We start from the raw sequence: 15,541 nt of genomic DNA, 5'->3' as shown, positions 1-15,541 counted from the left end.
GGCGCGCCCGCGCGATCGGATACGCTGCGGTTTAAGTGCGACATGGCGATACTACGTTGTTTTGGAAATAGTTGGCGATTGTTTGGCCTTGCAAGAAGCGCTTTTTGTGAATGAAATATGTAACTTATTAGCATTGCAGGTATCTTCAGGTGTAAGGGCACTGATTTGTGTTCGCAATATGTTAACTGAAAGCCAAATTGAAACCGAGCAGCAGCGTCGTCCACTTCAACCAATGAACAATGGTAATCCCGCAAATGAGCGCAAAGCCCTCCCGCCGCCGAAGCGTTCGAGCCCGCTGAAATGGATCGTCATCGTGGGCGTGGTCCTAGTGCTGGTGATCATCGGACTGGCTATCGTGCGGCGGCGCGAAGCTGCCGCCAAACAACTCGCGCAAGCCCGCAATGCGCAGCAACCCGTCCCGGTCGTCGTCAGCCCCGTCAAGGAATCCGACGTGCCGGTTTATCTGGACGGCCTTGGAACTGTGCAAGCCTTCAACACCGTCACTGTGCATGTGCGCGTGGATGGCCAGTTGAAGCAAATCAATTTCACCGAGGGCCAGGACGTCCGCAAGGGCGACGTGCTCGCGATTATTGACCCCGCCCCGTTTCAAGCGGCGCTGGATCAAGCGAAGGCGAAGAAAGGCCAGGACCAGGCGCTGCTCGATAACGCGAATCTCGACATGAAACGCGAGACGGATCTGTACGCCGCCAAGGTGGATTCACAACAAATATATGACACGCAAAAGGCGCTCGTCGCTCAGGATCAGGCGGCGGTGAATGCCGACCAGGCGGCGATTGATGCCGCGCAGGTGAATCTGGATTATTGCTCGGTGGTTTCGCCGATTGATGGCCGCACCGGTTTGCGTTTGGTGGACGTGGGAAATATTGTGCACGCCGCGGATCTCGGCGGCATCGTGGTGATCACGCAGTTGAAACCTATTTCGGTGGTGTTCACCTTGCCGGAACAGGACCTCGAACAAATCCACAAGCACGAAAAAACCACGAATGAATTGAAAGTGCTCGCGGTTGGCCGTGATAACGGAACCAATCTCGATACCGGCACGCTGGCAGTGATTGACAATGAAATTGACACCACCACCGGCACGATCCGGCTCAAGGCGAATTTCCCCAACGAAGATTTGCAGTTGTGGCCGGGTGAATTCGTGAACACCCGCCTGCTGACGATGATGCGGCTAAATAGTTTGACCGTTCCCGAGGCGGCGATCCAGCGCGGCCCGACGGGCGCGTACGTTTTCGTGGTCACCAATGTGAAGCCGACCAATAGCATTGCGGGCGGAAAAGGCAAACGCGGCGCGAACAGCGCCGGCTCCGCAGCGGACAGCACACCCGCATTGGGCGGTTCTTCCCATTCTCAGGCCCAGGGCACGAATGCGCCGACGATGTGGGCGAAGATTCAGAACGTAACCGTCGCATCGCAGATGGAAGCTGGACAGGCGTTGATTGAGACCGGCGTGACCAAAGGCCAACGCGTGGTCACCGACGGACAGTATAAATTGCAGGACGGTTCGCCCATCCGGGTTTCCAACGGCGCAAAAAAATCCGCGCCCACGAGTGATCAGAGCACGAATGTCGAGTCGGCTCCCCAGGACATCACGAAGTGAACATCTCCGAGCCTTTCATTCATCGGCCGATCGCCACGTCCCTGCTCATGGCGGGCGTCATCATCATGGGGATGCTCGGCTATTTTTTGCTGCCCATCTCCGCGCTGCCGCCGGTTGATTTTCCCACCATCCAGGTGACCGCGCAGTATCCCGGCGCGGGCCCGGACGTGATGGCCTCGTCCGTCACCACGCCACTGGAAACGCAGTTCGGCGAAATCAGCGGTTTGCAGCAGATGACTTCGATCAGTTCGTTCGGCACGGCGAATATCACGTTGCAATTTGTCCTCGACCGCGATATTGACGCCGCCGCCCAGGACGTGCAGGCCGCGATGAATGCCGCGCGCGGTGTCCTGCCCACGACGATGCCCAGCCCGCCGGTTTACAGCAAAGTCAATCCCGCCGACACGCCGATTCTCACGCTGGAAATTTCCTCCGACTCATTGCCGCTCGAAAAAGTCAACGATCTCGCCGACACGGTGCTCGCGCAAAAATTGAGCGAAGTCAGCGGCGTCGGTTTGGTCACGATCGAAGGCAATCAAAAACCTGCCGTGCGCATCCAGGTCAACCCCGCGCAAGTCGCCTCGCTGGGCATCGGGCTCGAAGATATCCGCACCGCCCTGATGAATAATAACATCAACGTGCCCAAGGGAAGTTTCGACGGCGCGAAGCAATCGTATTCCATCGGCGTCAACGACCAGATTTTTTCCGCGGACGAATATGCGAATGTCATCGTCGCCTACAAAAACGGTTCGCCGGTGCGGTTGAAGGACATCGGCAAAGCGATTGACAGCGTGGAAAATGTGCGGCTCGGCGCGTGGGTGGGCGACCATCCGGCGGTGCTGCTCGATATTCAACGCCAGCCCGGCGCGAACATCATCCAGACCGCCGATCGCGTGAAGGCGCTGCTGCCGAAATTGCGCACGTCCATTCCACCAGCGGTCAAGGTTGGAATTTTCTCTGATCGCACGGAAACGATTCGCGCCTCGATTGCCGACGTGCAATTCACGCTCATCCTCACCGTGGCCCTGGTCGTGATGGTGATTTTTGTTTTCCTGCGCAAGCTGCGCGCGACGCTGATCACGAGCATCGCCTTGCCGCTCGCGGTCATCGGGACGTTCGGCATCATGAAGCTCGCGGGCTTCAGCCTCGACAATCTTTCGCTGATGGCGTTGACGATTTCCACGGGCTTCGTGGTGGATGACGCCATCGTCATGATCGAGAATATCGTCCGCTTCATCGAGGCGGGCGAAGCGCCGCTGGAAGCCGCGCTTAAAGGGGCGAAGCAAATCGGTTTTACGGTGATCTCGCTGAGTATTTCGCTGGTGGCGGTGTTCATTCCCCTGCTCTTCATGACGGGAATCGTGGGTCGGTTGTTCCGCGAATTCGCCATCACCCTGAGCGTGGCGGTGGGCGTCTCGGCGGTCGTCTCGCTCACGCTCACGCCGATGTTGTGCGCGCGATTTTTGCAGCCGGAAGATGAGAGCAAGCACGGCCGGTTTTATCATGTCACCGAAAACATGTTTCAGCGCATGCTCGACGCTTATGAGACGGGGTTGAAATGGGTTTTGCGCCATCAATTTTTTACCTTGATGGTTGCGGTGGCCACGCTGATTGCCACGATCTGGCTTTATGTCATTGTGCCGAAGGGCTTGTTGCCGCAGCAGGACACCGGCCTTATCACCGGCGTGACCGATGCCTCACAAACGATTTCCTACAAGGCGATGGTCGAGCGGCAGCGACAGATCGCGGAGATCGTGGCGCGCGATCAGGACGTGGCGTCGGTGGCGTCGTTCGTCGGCGCGGGCACGGTGAACGCCACCGTCAACAGCGGGCGCATCTACATCAATTTGAAGCCGCGCGACAACCGCAAATCCAACGCGCAGGAAATCATTGACCGGTTGCGCGACGCGACCAAGAACGTCCAGGGCATTTCGCTTTACATGCAGGCCGCCCAGGACGTGCAAATTGATAGCCGGGTCAGCCGCACGCAATATCAATATACCTTGCAGGATGCCGACAGCGATGAACTCGCCGAATGGGCGCCGCAGTTGCTCGCGAAAATGCAGTCGTTACCGGAACTCGCGGATTCCGCTTCGGACCAGCAATCGAGCGGGTTGCAATTATTCATTGATGTGGACCGCAGCCAGGCTTCGCGCCTGAATATTTTGCCGGCGACGATTGACGGCACGCTCTACGACGCGTTCGGCCAGCGCCAGGTTTCGATCATTTTCACCCAGCTCAACCAGTATCGTGTCATTCTCGAAGCGCAGCCGAGTTTCCAACTGACGCCTGATGCGCTGGCGAAAATTTACGTGAAGTCCACGACCGGACAAATGGTTCCGCTCAGCGCGATCGCGCATTTGCGGCAAGTCCCTGCGCCGCTCGCCATCAGCCACGAAGGACAATTTCCCGCCGTCACACTTTCATTTAACTTGAGTCCCGGCAGTTCGCTGGGCGCGGCGGTGGATGCCATCCAAAAAGCGCAGACCGATATCGGCATGCCGCAAACCGTGACCACCACCTTCTCCGGCAGCGCGGCGGAATTCCGTTCGTCGCTCAAGAGCGAGCCGTATCTGCTGCTCGCGGCGATCGTGGTGATCTACATCGTGCTCGGCGTGTTGTATGAAAGTTACATCCATCCGATCACGATTTTGTCGAGTCTCCCGTCGGCGGGCGTGGGTGCGCTGCTGGCGATGCTGCTGTTTCATCAGGACTTGTCGCTGATCGCGCTCATCGGGATTATTTTGCTCATCGGCATCGTGAAAAAGAACGCGATCATGATGATTGACTTCGCGCTGGAGGCGGAGCGCGACCAGGGGTTGCCGCCCGAAAAATCCATTTACCAGGCGTGCCTGTTGCGCTTCCGTCCGATCATGATGACCACGATGGCCGCGTTGCTCGGCGCGCTGCCGCTGGCATTGGAAAGCGGCACCGGGTCGGAGTTGCGCAAGCCGCTTGGCATCTCCATCGTCGGCGGACTGCTGCTCTCGCAATTTCTCACGCTCTACACCACGCCGGTGATTTATCTTTATCTCGACCGCATCGAACGCCGTATACGTGGCGCGCTGGGCAATCCTGAACATGCCGAACACGTTAAAAAAACCGATCCCAAGGATTTGCAGCCGACCGGCCAGCCCGCCCCCAACCCCGCGCAGGCATGAGCATCTCGGAGCCTTTCATCCGCCGTCCAGTCGGCACAACCTTGCTGGCGGCAGGTTTGTTTCTACTCGGCATCGTGGCGTATAAATATCTTCCGGTCGCTTCCATGCCACGAGTGGATTCGCCGGTGATTTCCGTCTCGGCGTCCCTGCCCGGCGCAGACCCGGCGACGATGGCTTCGTCCTGCGCTGCGCCGCTCGAAAAACATTTGGGCCAAATCGCGGGCGTCAATGAAATGACCTCGGTGAGTTCGCTGGGCTCGGCGAACGTGACGTTGCAATTTGATTTGAACCGCAACATTGATGGCGCGGCTCGCGACGTGCAAGCCGCCATCAGCGCGGCGGCGAACGACCTGCCGATTGACCTGCCCGGTCCGCCAACGTACCGCAAAATCAATCCCGCCGACGCGCCGATCATGATCATGTCCATGACGTCGGACACGCTGCCGCTCGCGCGCATTTACGAATATGCCAATGACATCGTCGCGCAAAAGCTCAGCCAGATCGAAGGCGTGAGCCAGGCGCTGGTGGGCGGCGGCGCGAAGTCCGCGGTGCGGGTGCAGATGAATCCCGCGGCGCTCGCTTCCACCGGCCTTGGCCTCGAGGACATCCGCACCATGCTCAGTGAAGTTAATGTGGATTTGCCCAAGGGCAGCGTGGACAGCGACCGTTCGTTTGCCATCGCCTCGAACGATCAACTCACCAACGTGGACGATTATCAGACGCTACTGATTTCGCAGTCGAACAAGGTGCCGATCCAGCTTCGGGAATTGGGCAACGTCGTCGAAGGCGTGGAAAACGACCGGCAGGCGGGCTGGAACGGCACGAACCGCGCGGTGCTTCTCATCATCTTCAAACAGCCGGGCGCGAACGTGATCGAAACGGTGGATCGCATCAAGGAGAGCATGCCGCAAATCGAGGCGTGGATACCGCCCGGCATCAAATTTTCGATGTTAAGCGACCGGACGACGACGATTCGCGCCTCGGTGAATGACGTGGAATTTTCCCTCATGCTGACCATTTTCCTCGTCGTGATGGTCATCTTTCTTTTCCTCCGGCGATTCTGGCCGACGTTCATCGCGAGCGTCACCGTGCCGCTGGCGCTGGCTGGGACTTTCGGCGCGATGTATCTCATGAATTACACCATGGATAATCTTTCCCTGATGGCTATCACGATTTGCGTGGGCTTCGTGGTGGACGATGCCATCGTGGTCATCGAAAATGTGTATCGCTTCATCGAGCATGGTGAAAAACCGATGGAAGCGGCGCTCAAAGGCGCGAAGCAAATCGGCTTCACGGTGGTTTCGATGAGCCTGTCGCTGGTGGCGGTATTTATTCCCTTACTGTTCATGGGCGGGCTGGTTGGACGCACGTTCCATGAATTCGCCATGACGTTGACGATGGCCATTCTCGTTTCCGGCGTCATCTCGCTCACGCTCACGCCGATGCTGTGCTCGCGCTATTTGAAGCCGGACAAGGATTATCCGGCGCCGGGAAGATTTTATCGCGCGAGCGAGGCGACTTTCGACTTCGTGCTGGGAGTTTATTCGCGTGGACTGAAATGGGTGCTGCGGCATCAGCATTTCATGTTGCTGCTGGCGCTGGTGACGTTCATCGCCACGGTATGGCTTTACGGCGTGGTGCCAAAAGGTTTCGTGCCGCAACAGGACACCGGCACGCTTCGCGGCACGACCGATGCCTCACAAGATATTTCTTACGAGCAGATGTCGAAGCTGCAACGACGGGTGACTGAACGCATTCTCAGTGATCCCGCCGTGGCGACGGTGGGCTCATTTCTCGGCAGCGGCGGCGGCGCTTCCACGGCGAACAACGGCTCGATGTTCATCACGCTCAAGCCACTTTCGGAACGCGACGTTTCCGCCGACCAGTTGATCGGACGGTTGCGCAAAAAGACGTCGGACATCGTGGGAATTACGCTGATCCTGCAGGCGGTTCAGGACGTGCGCGTGGGTGGACGATTTGGCCGCGCGCAATATCAATATTCTTTGACCGGCGGCGACCTGGAGGAATTGAATCATTGGTCCGACCAGTTGCTCAACCGCATGAATAAAATGCCAGAGATCAAGGACGCCAGCAGCGACGAGCAGACGCGCGGTTTGCAGGCGAACGTGGTGGTGGATCGCGACCTGGCCTCGCGCCTCGGCGTCTCGCCGATGGTGGTGGACAACACACTTTACGATGCTTTCGGCCAGCGGCAGGTCTCGGTGATCTACGAGCAATACAGCCAGCATCACATCATTCTCGAAGTGGACCCGAAGTTTCAACTCGACCCGGCGTCGCTCTCGAAAATTTATGTGACGACGACCAACGGGCAATCTTCCATTCCACTTTCGGCGGTGGCGAAATTTGTGCCGAGCAATGCTTATCTTTCAGTGAATCATCAGGGACAATTTCCGGCGGTGACGATTTCCTTCAACCTCGCGCCGGGCGTTTCATTGGGAGAGGCGACGGAATTGATCCAGCACGTGACCGAGGAAATGCGCATGCCCTCGACGGTGCAGGGAAGTTTTCAGGGCACGGCGGCGGTATTCAAGGATTCGCTTTCCAGCATGCCGATGCTCGCAATGGCCGCGCTCGTGGCGGTGTATATCGTGCTGGGAATGCTTTACGAAAGCCTCATTCATCCCATCACGATTTTGTCCACGCTGCCGTCGGCCGGTGTGGGTGCGCTGGTGGCGTTGATGGTGTGCGGTTCGGAACTTTCGCTGGTGTCGTTCATCGGAATTATTTTGCTGATGGGCATCGTGAAGAAAAACGCGATCATGATGATTGATTTCGCGCTGGACGCGGAGCGGGCGGAAAATTTGAGTCCCGAAGATGCGATCTATAAGGCGTGCATCGTGCGCTTTCGGCCAATCATGATGACGACGATGGCGGCGTTGCTGGGTTCGCTGCCGCTGGCGATTGGAATGGGCAACGGGTCTGAACTGCGGCGTCCGCTGGGCATCGCGGTTGTCGGCGGTTTGTTGTTTTCCCAAGTGCTGACACTTTATACGACGCCGGTGGTTTACCTGGCGTTTGAGCACATGCGCGTTCGCGCAAAAGCCTGGCGTGAACGGCGGCGCGCGGCGCGAGTGGATGCGGCGGCGTATGAGGCTTCGTAAGGGTAAAAGGCCGGATTAAACGCGGAGGCGCGGAGACGCGGAGGTCGAGAGGAGATGGAGGGGGAAAAGGAAAACTGCTACCTATAAAAAATAGAAAGGCCGGACTTTCGTCCGGCCTTTCCGATGAGAACAAATTTCAATTTTCGATTTCAATGATGCGGTGCCGCAGACATACACCTTAAAACACACACAGAACACTGCGTTTTTGCATCGTCAACGCCAACACGATAGCCGATTGGCGACGGGCTGCCAGTCACCAGTACTGGGGACAACGCGCAAAAATTAAATTCAGTCGGTTTTTCGCATTTTGCCAGAGGTTGCTGGCTTCTTTGCAATTCGCAGCCTTGGGGCAATTTTTATCGCTAAAAACCCAACAAATACATCAGTAACGCGACGGTACGGAAACTGATAAAACGGAGACATGAACTGCGACGTACAAACGAAAGGCACTCTATGTTGACTCCTATGTTAGGCACGCTGATTTGGGTCGGTGGCGGAGGTTTGGGCTTGATTCTGCTAATTGTGATTATCGTGGTCGTGCTGCGCTAATGTAGAGCGCAAACAACGATTCGGTCAGCGGCGAAGAAATTTCGCGACGGCCTCGGTGCGGGTACGAACCTGGAGTTTTTCGTAAATGCGCCGGATGTAGGTGTGAACCGTCTCGTAACTAATGCCGAGTTTCTCGGCGATTTCCTTGTAGAGAAAGCCTTGGCTCAGGCAATCGAGCACTTCCTGTTCGCGCGTGGAGAGATTCTCGGTGGGTTGCGCGCTGACGCCCGCTTTCTGGAAAGACTGAACGACTTTACGTGCGATGTGCGTGGTCATGGGGGAACCACCGCGGCAAACTTCGCGCAAGGCGTCGAGCAACTCGGCGCGGGGCGCGCGTTTGAGCAGATAACCGTTTGCGCCGGCGGCGAGGGCGTTGAAAATATTCTCGGTGTCCTCGTAGGCGGTGAGCATCACGACCTGCGTCGTGGGTGAGAGTTGTTTGAGTTTGCGCACGCATTCGACGCCATTGATGCCGGGAAGATTGATGTCCATGAGGACGACGTCGGGCTTGTCGTTCGGGAGCGCTTCGAGTGCGGCTTCGGCGCTGGGATATTGGCTGAGGCAGCGGAAACCTTCTTCGCGATTGATGAGGCGCGCAAGCGTCCCGCGAAGCTGGTCGTTGTCTTCCACGATGGATACGTTGGTCGCCATATCATTCAACATTCCTGATGGGCACGGTCAAACGCACCAGCGCACCGCCGCCGGGCGCCGCCGTGATCGAAAAACTGCCGCCCACATCTTCCATTCTTTTGTGCATGTTGCGCAATCCATTTCTGGATTGCTTGCCCTCGAGCCCGACGGGGCCGCGGCCGTTGTCCTGCAACTCAAGAATGAATTTACCCGGCTCGAAATGCAGGCGCAACCAAACCTCGGTGGCTTTCGCGTGGCGCACGACATTCGTCACGGCTTCCTTCGCCGCAAGAAAAACATTATGGCGCACCTCGGGTGAAATATCCGTGGCAGGGAGTTGCGCGGGGACATCGAGCCGGTAGCGCAAACCGGCGACGGCGAAATATTCCTGCGCGTATTTGCAAACGTAATTGATGAGGCCTTCGAGCGTGTCGTTCGAGGGATTGACGGTCCAGACGATTTCGTCGAGGACGCGGGAAGTGTCGCGGGCGGTTTGGGAAATCTGGCGCGCGTGGGCCTCGACTTCGGCGGGTTCATTTTTATCGCTCTCGACCATTTCGCCGAGCATCGAAACTTGCGTGAGACTTGCGCCGAGCTGGTCATGGATGTCGCGAGCGATGCGCGCGCGCTCTTTTTCAAGGGCTTGCTGCTGGCGCATGCCTTCAAGCTGGCGTTGGAGGCGCTGGGTCGAAAGATAACGCACGATGGAGATAATCAGCCCGAGCAACACCAACGCCATCGCCGTGCGGAACCACCATTTCTGCCAGTAAGGCGGTTCGATGATGAAAGCGAGCGTCGCGCCGTTATAATTCCAAACATCATCTTCATTTCCTGCGATGACGTGGAAAAGATAATTGCCGGGCGGCAGGTTCGGATAATGCGCACTGCGGGTTTCACCAGCTTCGGTCCACAGATGATCGTGGCCTTCCATGCGATAGCGAAAACGCGTCTTGTCGGCGGCGGCGAGATTGAGGCTCGTGTATTGGATGTCCACGCCTTCCCGGCCCGCAGGAACGATGACGACGGGCGGCAACGAGACGCGCAGATTGTTTGTCTCAATGGGTGCGCCGCCAACCTCCACCGATTCGATGACGACCGGCGGAAGGTTGGTGTTTTGGCGAAGCTCGGCGGGATTCACATAAACGAGGCCGCTGATGGTGGCGAACCACAGTTCGCCTTCGCCCGTTCGCCAGGTGGCGGGTTGGGCGCCGGGAGTGCATTCGCGCGTGGGCAAGCCGTCGGGTTCGCCATAGGTGCGGCATTCGAGATGATTTTGGCGGCCTTGCGCAACATCGGCCAGCGATTGCTTGGAGACGCGCATCAGGCCCGCGCTGGAACCGACCCACAAATTGCTTTGGGCATCGTCGTTGAGATAATCAATGCTGTTGCCGGCGAGTCCTTCGGCGGTGGTATAACGCGACCACGCGCCCGCGTGAAATCGGCCAAGGCCGCTGGAAGTGCCGACCCACAAAATATTTTCCGCATCTACAAACAATGCGGAGACGTGGTCGCTGGGCAGGCCGTCCTTTTTTTGAAACGCGGTGATTTGTCCGTCGTGCCAGCGATTGACGCCGCCGCCGTCGGTGCCGATCCAGACATTTCCATCGGCATCGTCGGCGATCGCGCGAATAACATCGGAGGATAAATTATCGCGCGTGGTCATCACCCGCCAACTGCGCCCGTCATACAACACCAAACCGCCTTGCGTGCCGAACCACAGGCGATGATTGCGGTCTTCAAAGATGACGGAGATGTGCTGGTTGGCTTTGGCAAATTCGACCGGTCGCGCGAACGAAGCGCCGTTCACCAGCAGCACGCCGTTGCCGTCCGCGCCGACCCAGGTTTTTTTATCAGCATCCACACAAATACTGCGAATGGCCAGGTTCGTGGCATCAGCTTGCGCCACGCCGATCTGTTCCACGGTATTATTTTGCAGATGCCGAAGACCGCCACCGAACGTGCCGAACCACATGCCGTCGTGGCCATCGTCGCGAACCGAAAGGACGGTCACGCCGCGCGTCTCGGGAACCACTTCAAATAATTCACGTTGAATGCGATTCAACCCGCGGCCGTCAGTGCCCACCCAAACACTGCCTTCCGCGTCCGCGCTCACGGACAAAATTGTATCGGACGATAAGCCGCCGGTGTCCGACAAATTCACCGGCGGGGTTTTGCCTTCGGCATCAATCAGCCAAATGCCTTCGTTATCAGTGCCGATCACGAGATGGCCGTCGCGGTCTTCGCAGGCGCAATTAATCCGAGTGTGCCACGGGTAAGCGCCGAGGCTACGCTCGAGGTGATCGCCGTTCCATTTTTGGATTTCATGACTGGCGAAACGCCAATAGCCACCGGATTTGCTGGCGAGGAGAAAATCAAGCTGGTTGGTGACTTCCAAAACTTTTTCGACGAACTCAGCACCGACGGCCGGGTTGGGATTGATGCCGAAGACGCGCCGATCAGTTCCCATCCAAACGAGGCCGGACTTTTCAGAAATGAGCGCGCGACAGTTGCTGGGGACATCAAGCGTCGGAATGTGCGCCTCCTGAACCTGATCATTGCTGTAGCGAAAAACGCGCCCATCCATGGTATAAAACCAAATCGCGCCGGAGGAATCTTCGCACGCGGAAACGAGGCGGCTTTCACGCGTATGACCGCCGATGGGTTGCGGGAATACGATGCCGTTTTTGATCAGCAGCACGCCGGAGGATTGCGTGCCGACCCACAAGTTGCTGCGGCTGTCTTCAAAAAGATAAACGATGGGGCTGTTGTCCAGACCGGGGGTGGTGCTTTCGTCGAAGGTGGTGAAGCGCACACCGTCGAAGCGGACGAGGCAGCCGTTATAAGTGCCGAGCCAGAGATAGCCATCGTGCGTCCGTGTCATGGCGATGACGGTATTTTCCGGCAAGCCCTTCTTGGTGTTCCAGACGTCCACGTTGTAACGCGGGACGGCCATTGCGGAAGCGCAGAAAAAAATGCCGCTGAGCAATGCCCAACTCACCACGCGTATCCAGCTTCGCTTCGGCATATTCATTTGCAGTTTGGCTGCCAGTGAAAGTGAAGGCAAGAGGCAAGAAGTTTCAAGTTTCAAGTGTCAAGTTTTCAGCAAGAAAATGGCGATCTTCTTCTCCCCGCTGAAAACTTGAAACTGAAAACTTCCTTTCATTTCGCCTTGAGCAACTGATGAAAATCGCCCTCGTAAAAGATGACGTCGCCGCGGCGGTCACCGGTGATCATGCGCAAGTCGCCCGGCGCCTCGGAGTATTTGCGCAGATACTTAAAAACAGCGTGAAAGGCGCGCGGCTCGGAAATCGGCGGGACATGTAGTTCCTGGTAACCCCACACGGCGTAGCGAAAAATGTATGGCCCTTGATATTGCGGGTCGAATTTTCCATAAGGAATTACATCCCCAGCCAGTTTCGGCGGCAAGCGATCGGCGAAGGCCTTGCTGACAAAAATATTCGCAGTGGCGGAATTCTCTGAATAAAGCGCGAATGAAAAATAAGAGTCCCACAGGCCAACAAAACTCAGCGCGGGAAGAATTGCAAATGCGATAATGACACCGAACCCGATCGGTGAACGACGAAGGTCGTTGAAGGCTTGGACAAAATTAATTTGACCGGATGATTGCGGTTCGGCTTTCACGAGTTCGAACGGTTTGCCACGCCAGAAGAGCACACCGACGAGGCCGATCATCGCGAAGTTCCACGGCAGCACGACCCAGTTATAATTGTAGCCGAGCGGGCCGAGCAGCAGGACCGAGCCGAGATGAATGAGGATCACAACCGCAATCGCCACCCGCCAGATTTGCTTCGACCAGACGGCGGTGGCGATGCCGATTTCAATGAAAGGCGCGCACCAGACGACGCTACGCATGAAGCCAAGAACAAAACCGGGCAAATGCCAATGCGTCGCCGGGCTGATAAACCACGCGGGTTCGACGGCGAAGAAGCGGGCGTTTAATTTTTGCAGCCCGCTCCAGATATACATCGCGGAAATGGCGAGCCGCGCCGCAGCGATAGCGCTGGGAGGTGGCAGCAACGTCAAACCGAGCAATATATAATACAGGTAAAACCACGGTTGCCCGCGATTCTGGTCTTCACAAAACGCAAACAAGCCAAGGAGCAAAAAACATTTTATGGCCGGCCGATAAAACCAAAACGCGGCCAGCAAACTCGCCAGCATGAGCAGGAAAAAAATGGTGTCGAGGGGCGCGGGCAAGGTTGGAAAACCGGGGACGATGGGAATCAAGGGAAACATCCGCGCGTTGAGCCAAAGCGGGATCGAAGTGAGCAGCCCGGAAAGGGTCGCGCCGAGAAGAACCACGCGCAGCCAGGCGGTACGACGATCCACATCTTTGAACAACGAATTAAGCGGCATCCGATGGACAATGGGTTTCCCGGGAAGGAGTTTCAAGTTTCAAGTGCTCACTTTTCCGGTTCTATCGAGAGAGTGCTCGCAGCATTAGATCCGTGCGCTTTTGCCTTTCGCGATGGGGGTTTGTCCGGCATGCTGGTGTTATGTCTGGTCTTATTGCCATAGTGGGTCGTCCGAATGTCGGGAAGTCGGCGTTGTTTAATCGCATCGTGGGCAAGCGCATCGCCATCGTGCATGACGAGCCCGGGGTGACGCGCGACCGCGTGAGCGCCGAGGCGGAATGGGGTGGCCGCGCTTTCACGATGGTGGACACGGGCGGCATCGGCTTGCTGCGGCGCGAAAAAGCGATGGATGTGATCACCAAGGCTGCGCTCGACCAGGTGGAACTGGCGATTGAATCGGCAAGCGTCATCATTCTCGTGGTAAATGTGCAGGAGGGCATCGTGCCGCTCGATAATGAAGTGGCGATGCGTTTGCGCAAGTCGGGCAAGACTGTGCTCGTGGCGGCGAATAAAGTGGATACATATCGCACTGAGGCGGCGGCGTTTGAATTTTCGCGACTTGGTTTTGAAAAGATTTTTCCGGTGAGCGCGATTCATGGCGAAGGAATCCACGCGTTGATGAATGCGGCGCTGGCTTTGTTGCCGCGCGAAGAAGTGGTGGAAAAACCCGCAGTGGTGGAAGGCGAAGAAGTTCCGCCGTTGGAGAACAAGATCAAAGGGCCGATCAAGCTGGCGATTGTCGGGCGACCGAATGTCGGCAAGTCTTCGATCATCAATTCTCTCACGCATTCGGAGCGCGTCATTGTAAGTCCCATCGCGGGCACGACGCGCGACTCGGTGGATGTGCCGTTCGAGGTAGAGACGGATGGCGTGCGGCAATCGTATGTCTTGATTGACACGGCGGGGATGCGCAAATCGCGGCGGGTGGATAATTCGATCGAATTTTTCAGCGTGAATCGCGCGGAGGAATCCATCGTGCGCAGCGATATTTGCGTGCTGGTGCTGGACGCGGAAGCGGGCATCACCGAGCAGGATAAAAAAGTGGCGGACCGAATCGTGGAGGCACGCAAGGCGTGTATCGTGGTGGTAAACAAATGGGACCTCGTCGAGGAACAGGTGCGGAAGGCGCGTGAGGAGGAGATCGAACGCCGGCAGGCGAAAGATCGCAGCCGCGATGAGCGTCGTAAAAAACACATGACCACGCTGGGCGAATTCGGCGACTGGGTGCAGCAGCATCTTTTCTTCCTGGATTATGCGCCGGTCATTTTTACTTCCGCGCACTCGGGCTTCAATTTGGATCGCCTGCTTGAAGCGGTGCGATATGTCGCGGCGCAGTTGACGCAGAAAATCCCAACGGCGCTTTTGAATCGCGCGCTCAACGACGCGGTGGAACGACGCCAACCGGTCAGTGCGGCGGGGCATCGTTTGAAATTTTTCTACGCCACGCAGGTGCGGCAGGCGCCGCCGACGTTTTTGCTGTTCGTGAATCGCGAGGAATTGTTTTCGGACGCGTATAAAAAATATTTAGGCGACCAGATGCGCGTGGCGTTCGGTTACGAAGGTTGTCCGGTAATTCTGGTGCCGAAGTCGCGGCCTAAAACGGTTGAACCGAAGCGGCGCAATCCGCCAAAGGTGGGGCCGAAGGATACGCGAGGGCTGCGAAGGGCGAAGAAGTGAGTGCGTGCGCTCACCAATAAAAAGCCGCCTTGCATTGAGTACGGACTAGGTAGAATTATTAGCAGGCTATCAAACGTCGAATCATTATGACCGCCATTCAGGAACGCCGATTGAAGGGACTTCTCAAAGCCGCTGTCACCGAAGTTTTGGAAGAACGCCAGGATTTGCTGCGCGATGCCTTGCGCGAAAGTTTGGAAGATATGGCCATCCTTCACGCCATTCAAACCGGTGAAAAAACTCCGCTCGTCAGCCGAAAGAAAGTCTTTTGACAGCTCGAGAGCGCGGCGTGAAAGCCTTTTTTCGAGAATCTTTTGAAAAAGATTTGTCCGCTTTTACCGACGATGCCCTGCGGCGGCGGATATGAAAAGTGATCGAACAAGTCGAGGCCGCCCGAACCTTCCAGGA

Annotated in this window: 8 protein-coding genes; 5 read left to right on the top strand and 3 right to left on the bottom strand. The window is 57.1% G+C overall.

Going from position 1 to position 15,541, the window contains the following annotated elements; genetic code table 11:
• The first annotated feature begins 232 nt into the window (after nucleotides 1-232).
• From VH413_12280 to VH413_12270, 3 genes are read left to right on the top strand one after another with little or no spacing between them, the layout of a single operon-like run.
• Nucleotides 233-1,621 carry an efflux RND transporter periplasmic adaptor subunit gene (locus tag VH413_12280; GenBank protein HEX3799468.1) on the top strand — a complete coding sequence of 463 codons (1,389 nt, stop codon included), beginning with the start codon at nucleotides 233-235 and terminating at the stop codon, nucleotides 1,619-1,621.
• Nucleotides 1,618-4,782: a multidrug efflux RND transporter permease subunit gene (locus VH413_12275; protein HEX3799467.1), complete on the top strand. Its 3,165-nt coding sequence runs from the start codon at nucleotides 1,618-1,620 to the stop codon at nucleotides 4,780-4,782. The genes VH413_12280 and VH413_12275 overlap by 4 nt, the downstream gene beginning before the upstream one ends.
• Entirely contained in the window at nucleotides 4,779-7,904 is a 3,126-nt protein-coding gene (locus tag VH413_12270) for an efflux RND transporter permease subunit (protein HEX3799466.1), read from the top strand. Before VH413_12275 ends, VH413_12270 begins: the two co-directional genes overlap by 4 nt.
• A gap of 573 nt (nucleotides 7,905-8,477) precedes the next feature.
• Here the strand turns inward: VH413_12270 and VH413_12265 are convergent.
• The 3 genes from VH413_12265 to VH413_12255 form a co-directional block, all read right to left on the bottom strand.
• Nucleotides 8,478-9,104 (bottom strand): response regulator transcription factor, encoded by a 627-nt coding sequence (locus VH413_12265; protein HEX3799465.1) that lies wholly within the window; start codon nucleotides 9,102-9,104, stop codon nucleotides 8,478-8,480.
• A 1-nt stretch (nucleotide 9,105) separates the two neighbouring features.
• On the bottom strand, nucleotides 9,106-12,114 hold the full coding sequence (locus VH413_12260) for a two-component regulator propeller domain-containing protein (GenBank protein HEX3799464.1): 3,009 nt from the start codon (nucleotides 12,112-12,114) through the stop codon (nucleotides 9,106-9,108).
• 128 nt (nucleotides 12,115-12,242) lie between these two features.
• The gene (locus VH413_12255; GenBank protein HEX3799463.1) at nucleotides 12,243-13,433 is read right to left on the bottom strand and encodes a hypothetical protein; all 1,191 of its coding nucleotides are present in this window, start codon (nucleotides 13,431-13,433) and stop codon (nucleotides 12,243-12,245) included.
• A 167-nt stretch (nucleotides 13,434-13,600) separates the two neighbouring features.
• Here VH413_12255 and der point away from each other — a divergent pair, with 167 nt between their 5' ends.
• Both der and VH413_12245 read left to right on the top strand, forming a co-directional pair.
• On the top strand, nucleotides 13,601-15,136 hold the full coding sequence (der, locus tag VH413_12250) for a ribosome biogenesis GTPase Der (GenBank protein HEX3799462.1): 1,536 nt from the start codon (nucleotides 13,601-13,603) through the stop codon (nucleotides 15,134-15,136).
• A gap of 86 nt (nucleotides 15,137-15,222) precedes the next feature.
• The gene (locus VH413_12245; GenBank protein ID HEX3799461.1) at nucleotides 15,223-15,405 is read left to right on the top strand and encodes a hypothetical protein; all 183 of its coding nucleotides are present in this window, start codon (nucleotides 15,223-15,225) and stop codon (nucleotides 15,403-15,405) included.
• Nucleotides 15,406-15,541 lie beyond the last annotated feature (136 nt).

It is taken from the genome of Verrucomicrobiia bacterium (assembly GCA_036268055.1).
GTDB lineage: Bacteria > Verrucomicrobiota > Verrucomicrobiia > Limisphaerales > Pedosphaeraceae > DATAUW01.
Note: the sequence above shows the minus strand (reverse complement) of the source record. Positions and strands in the feature narration are given on the sequence as shown.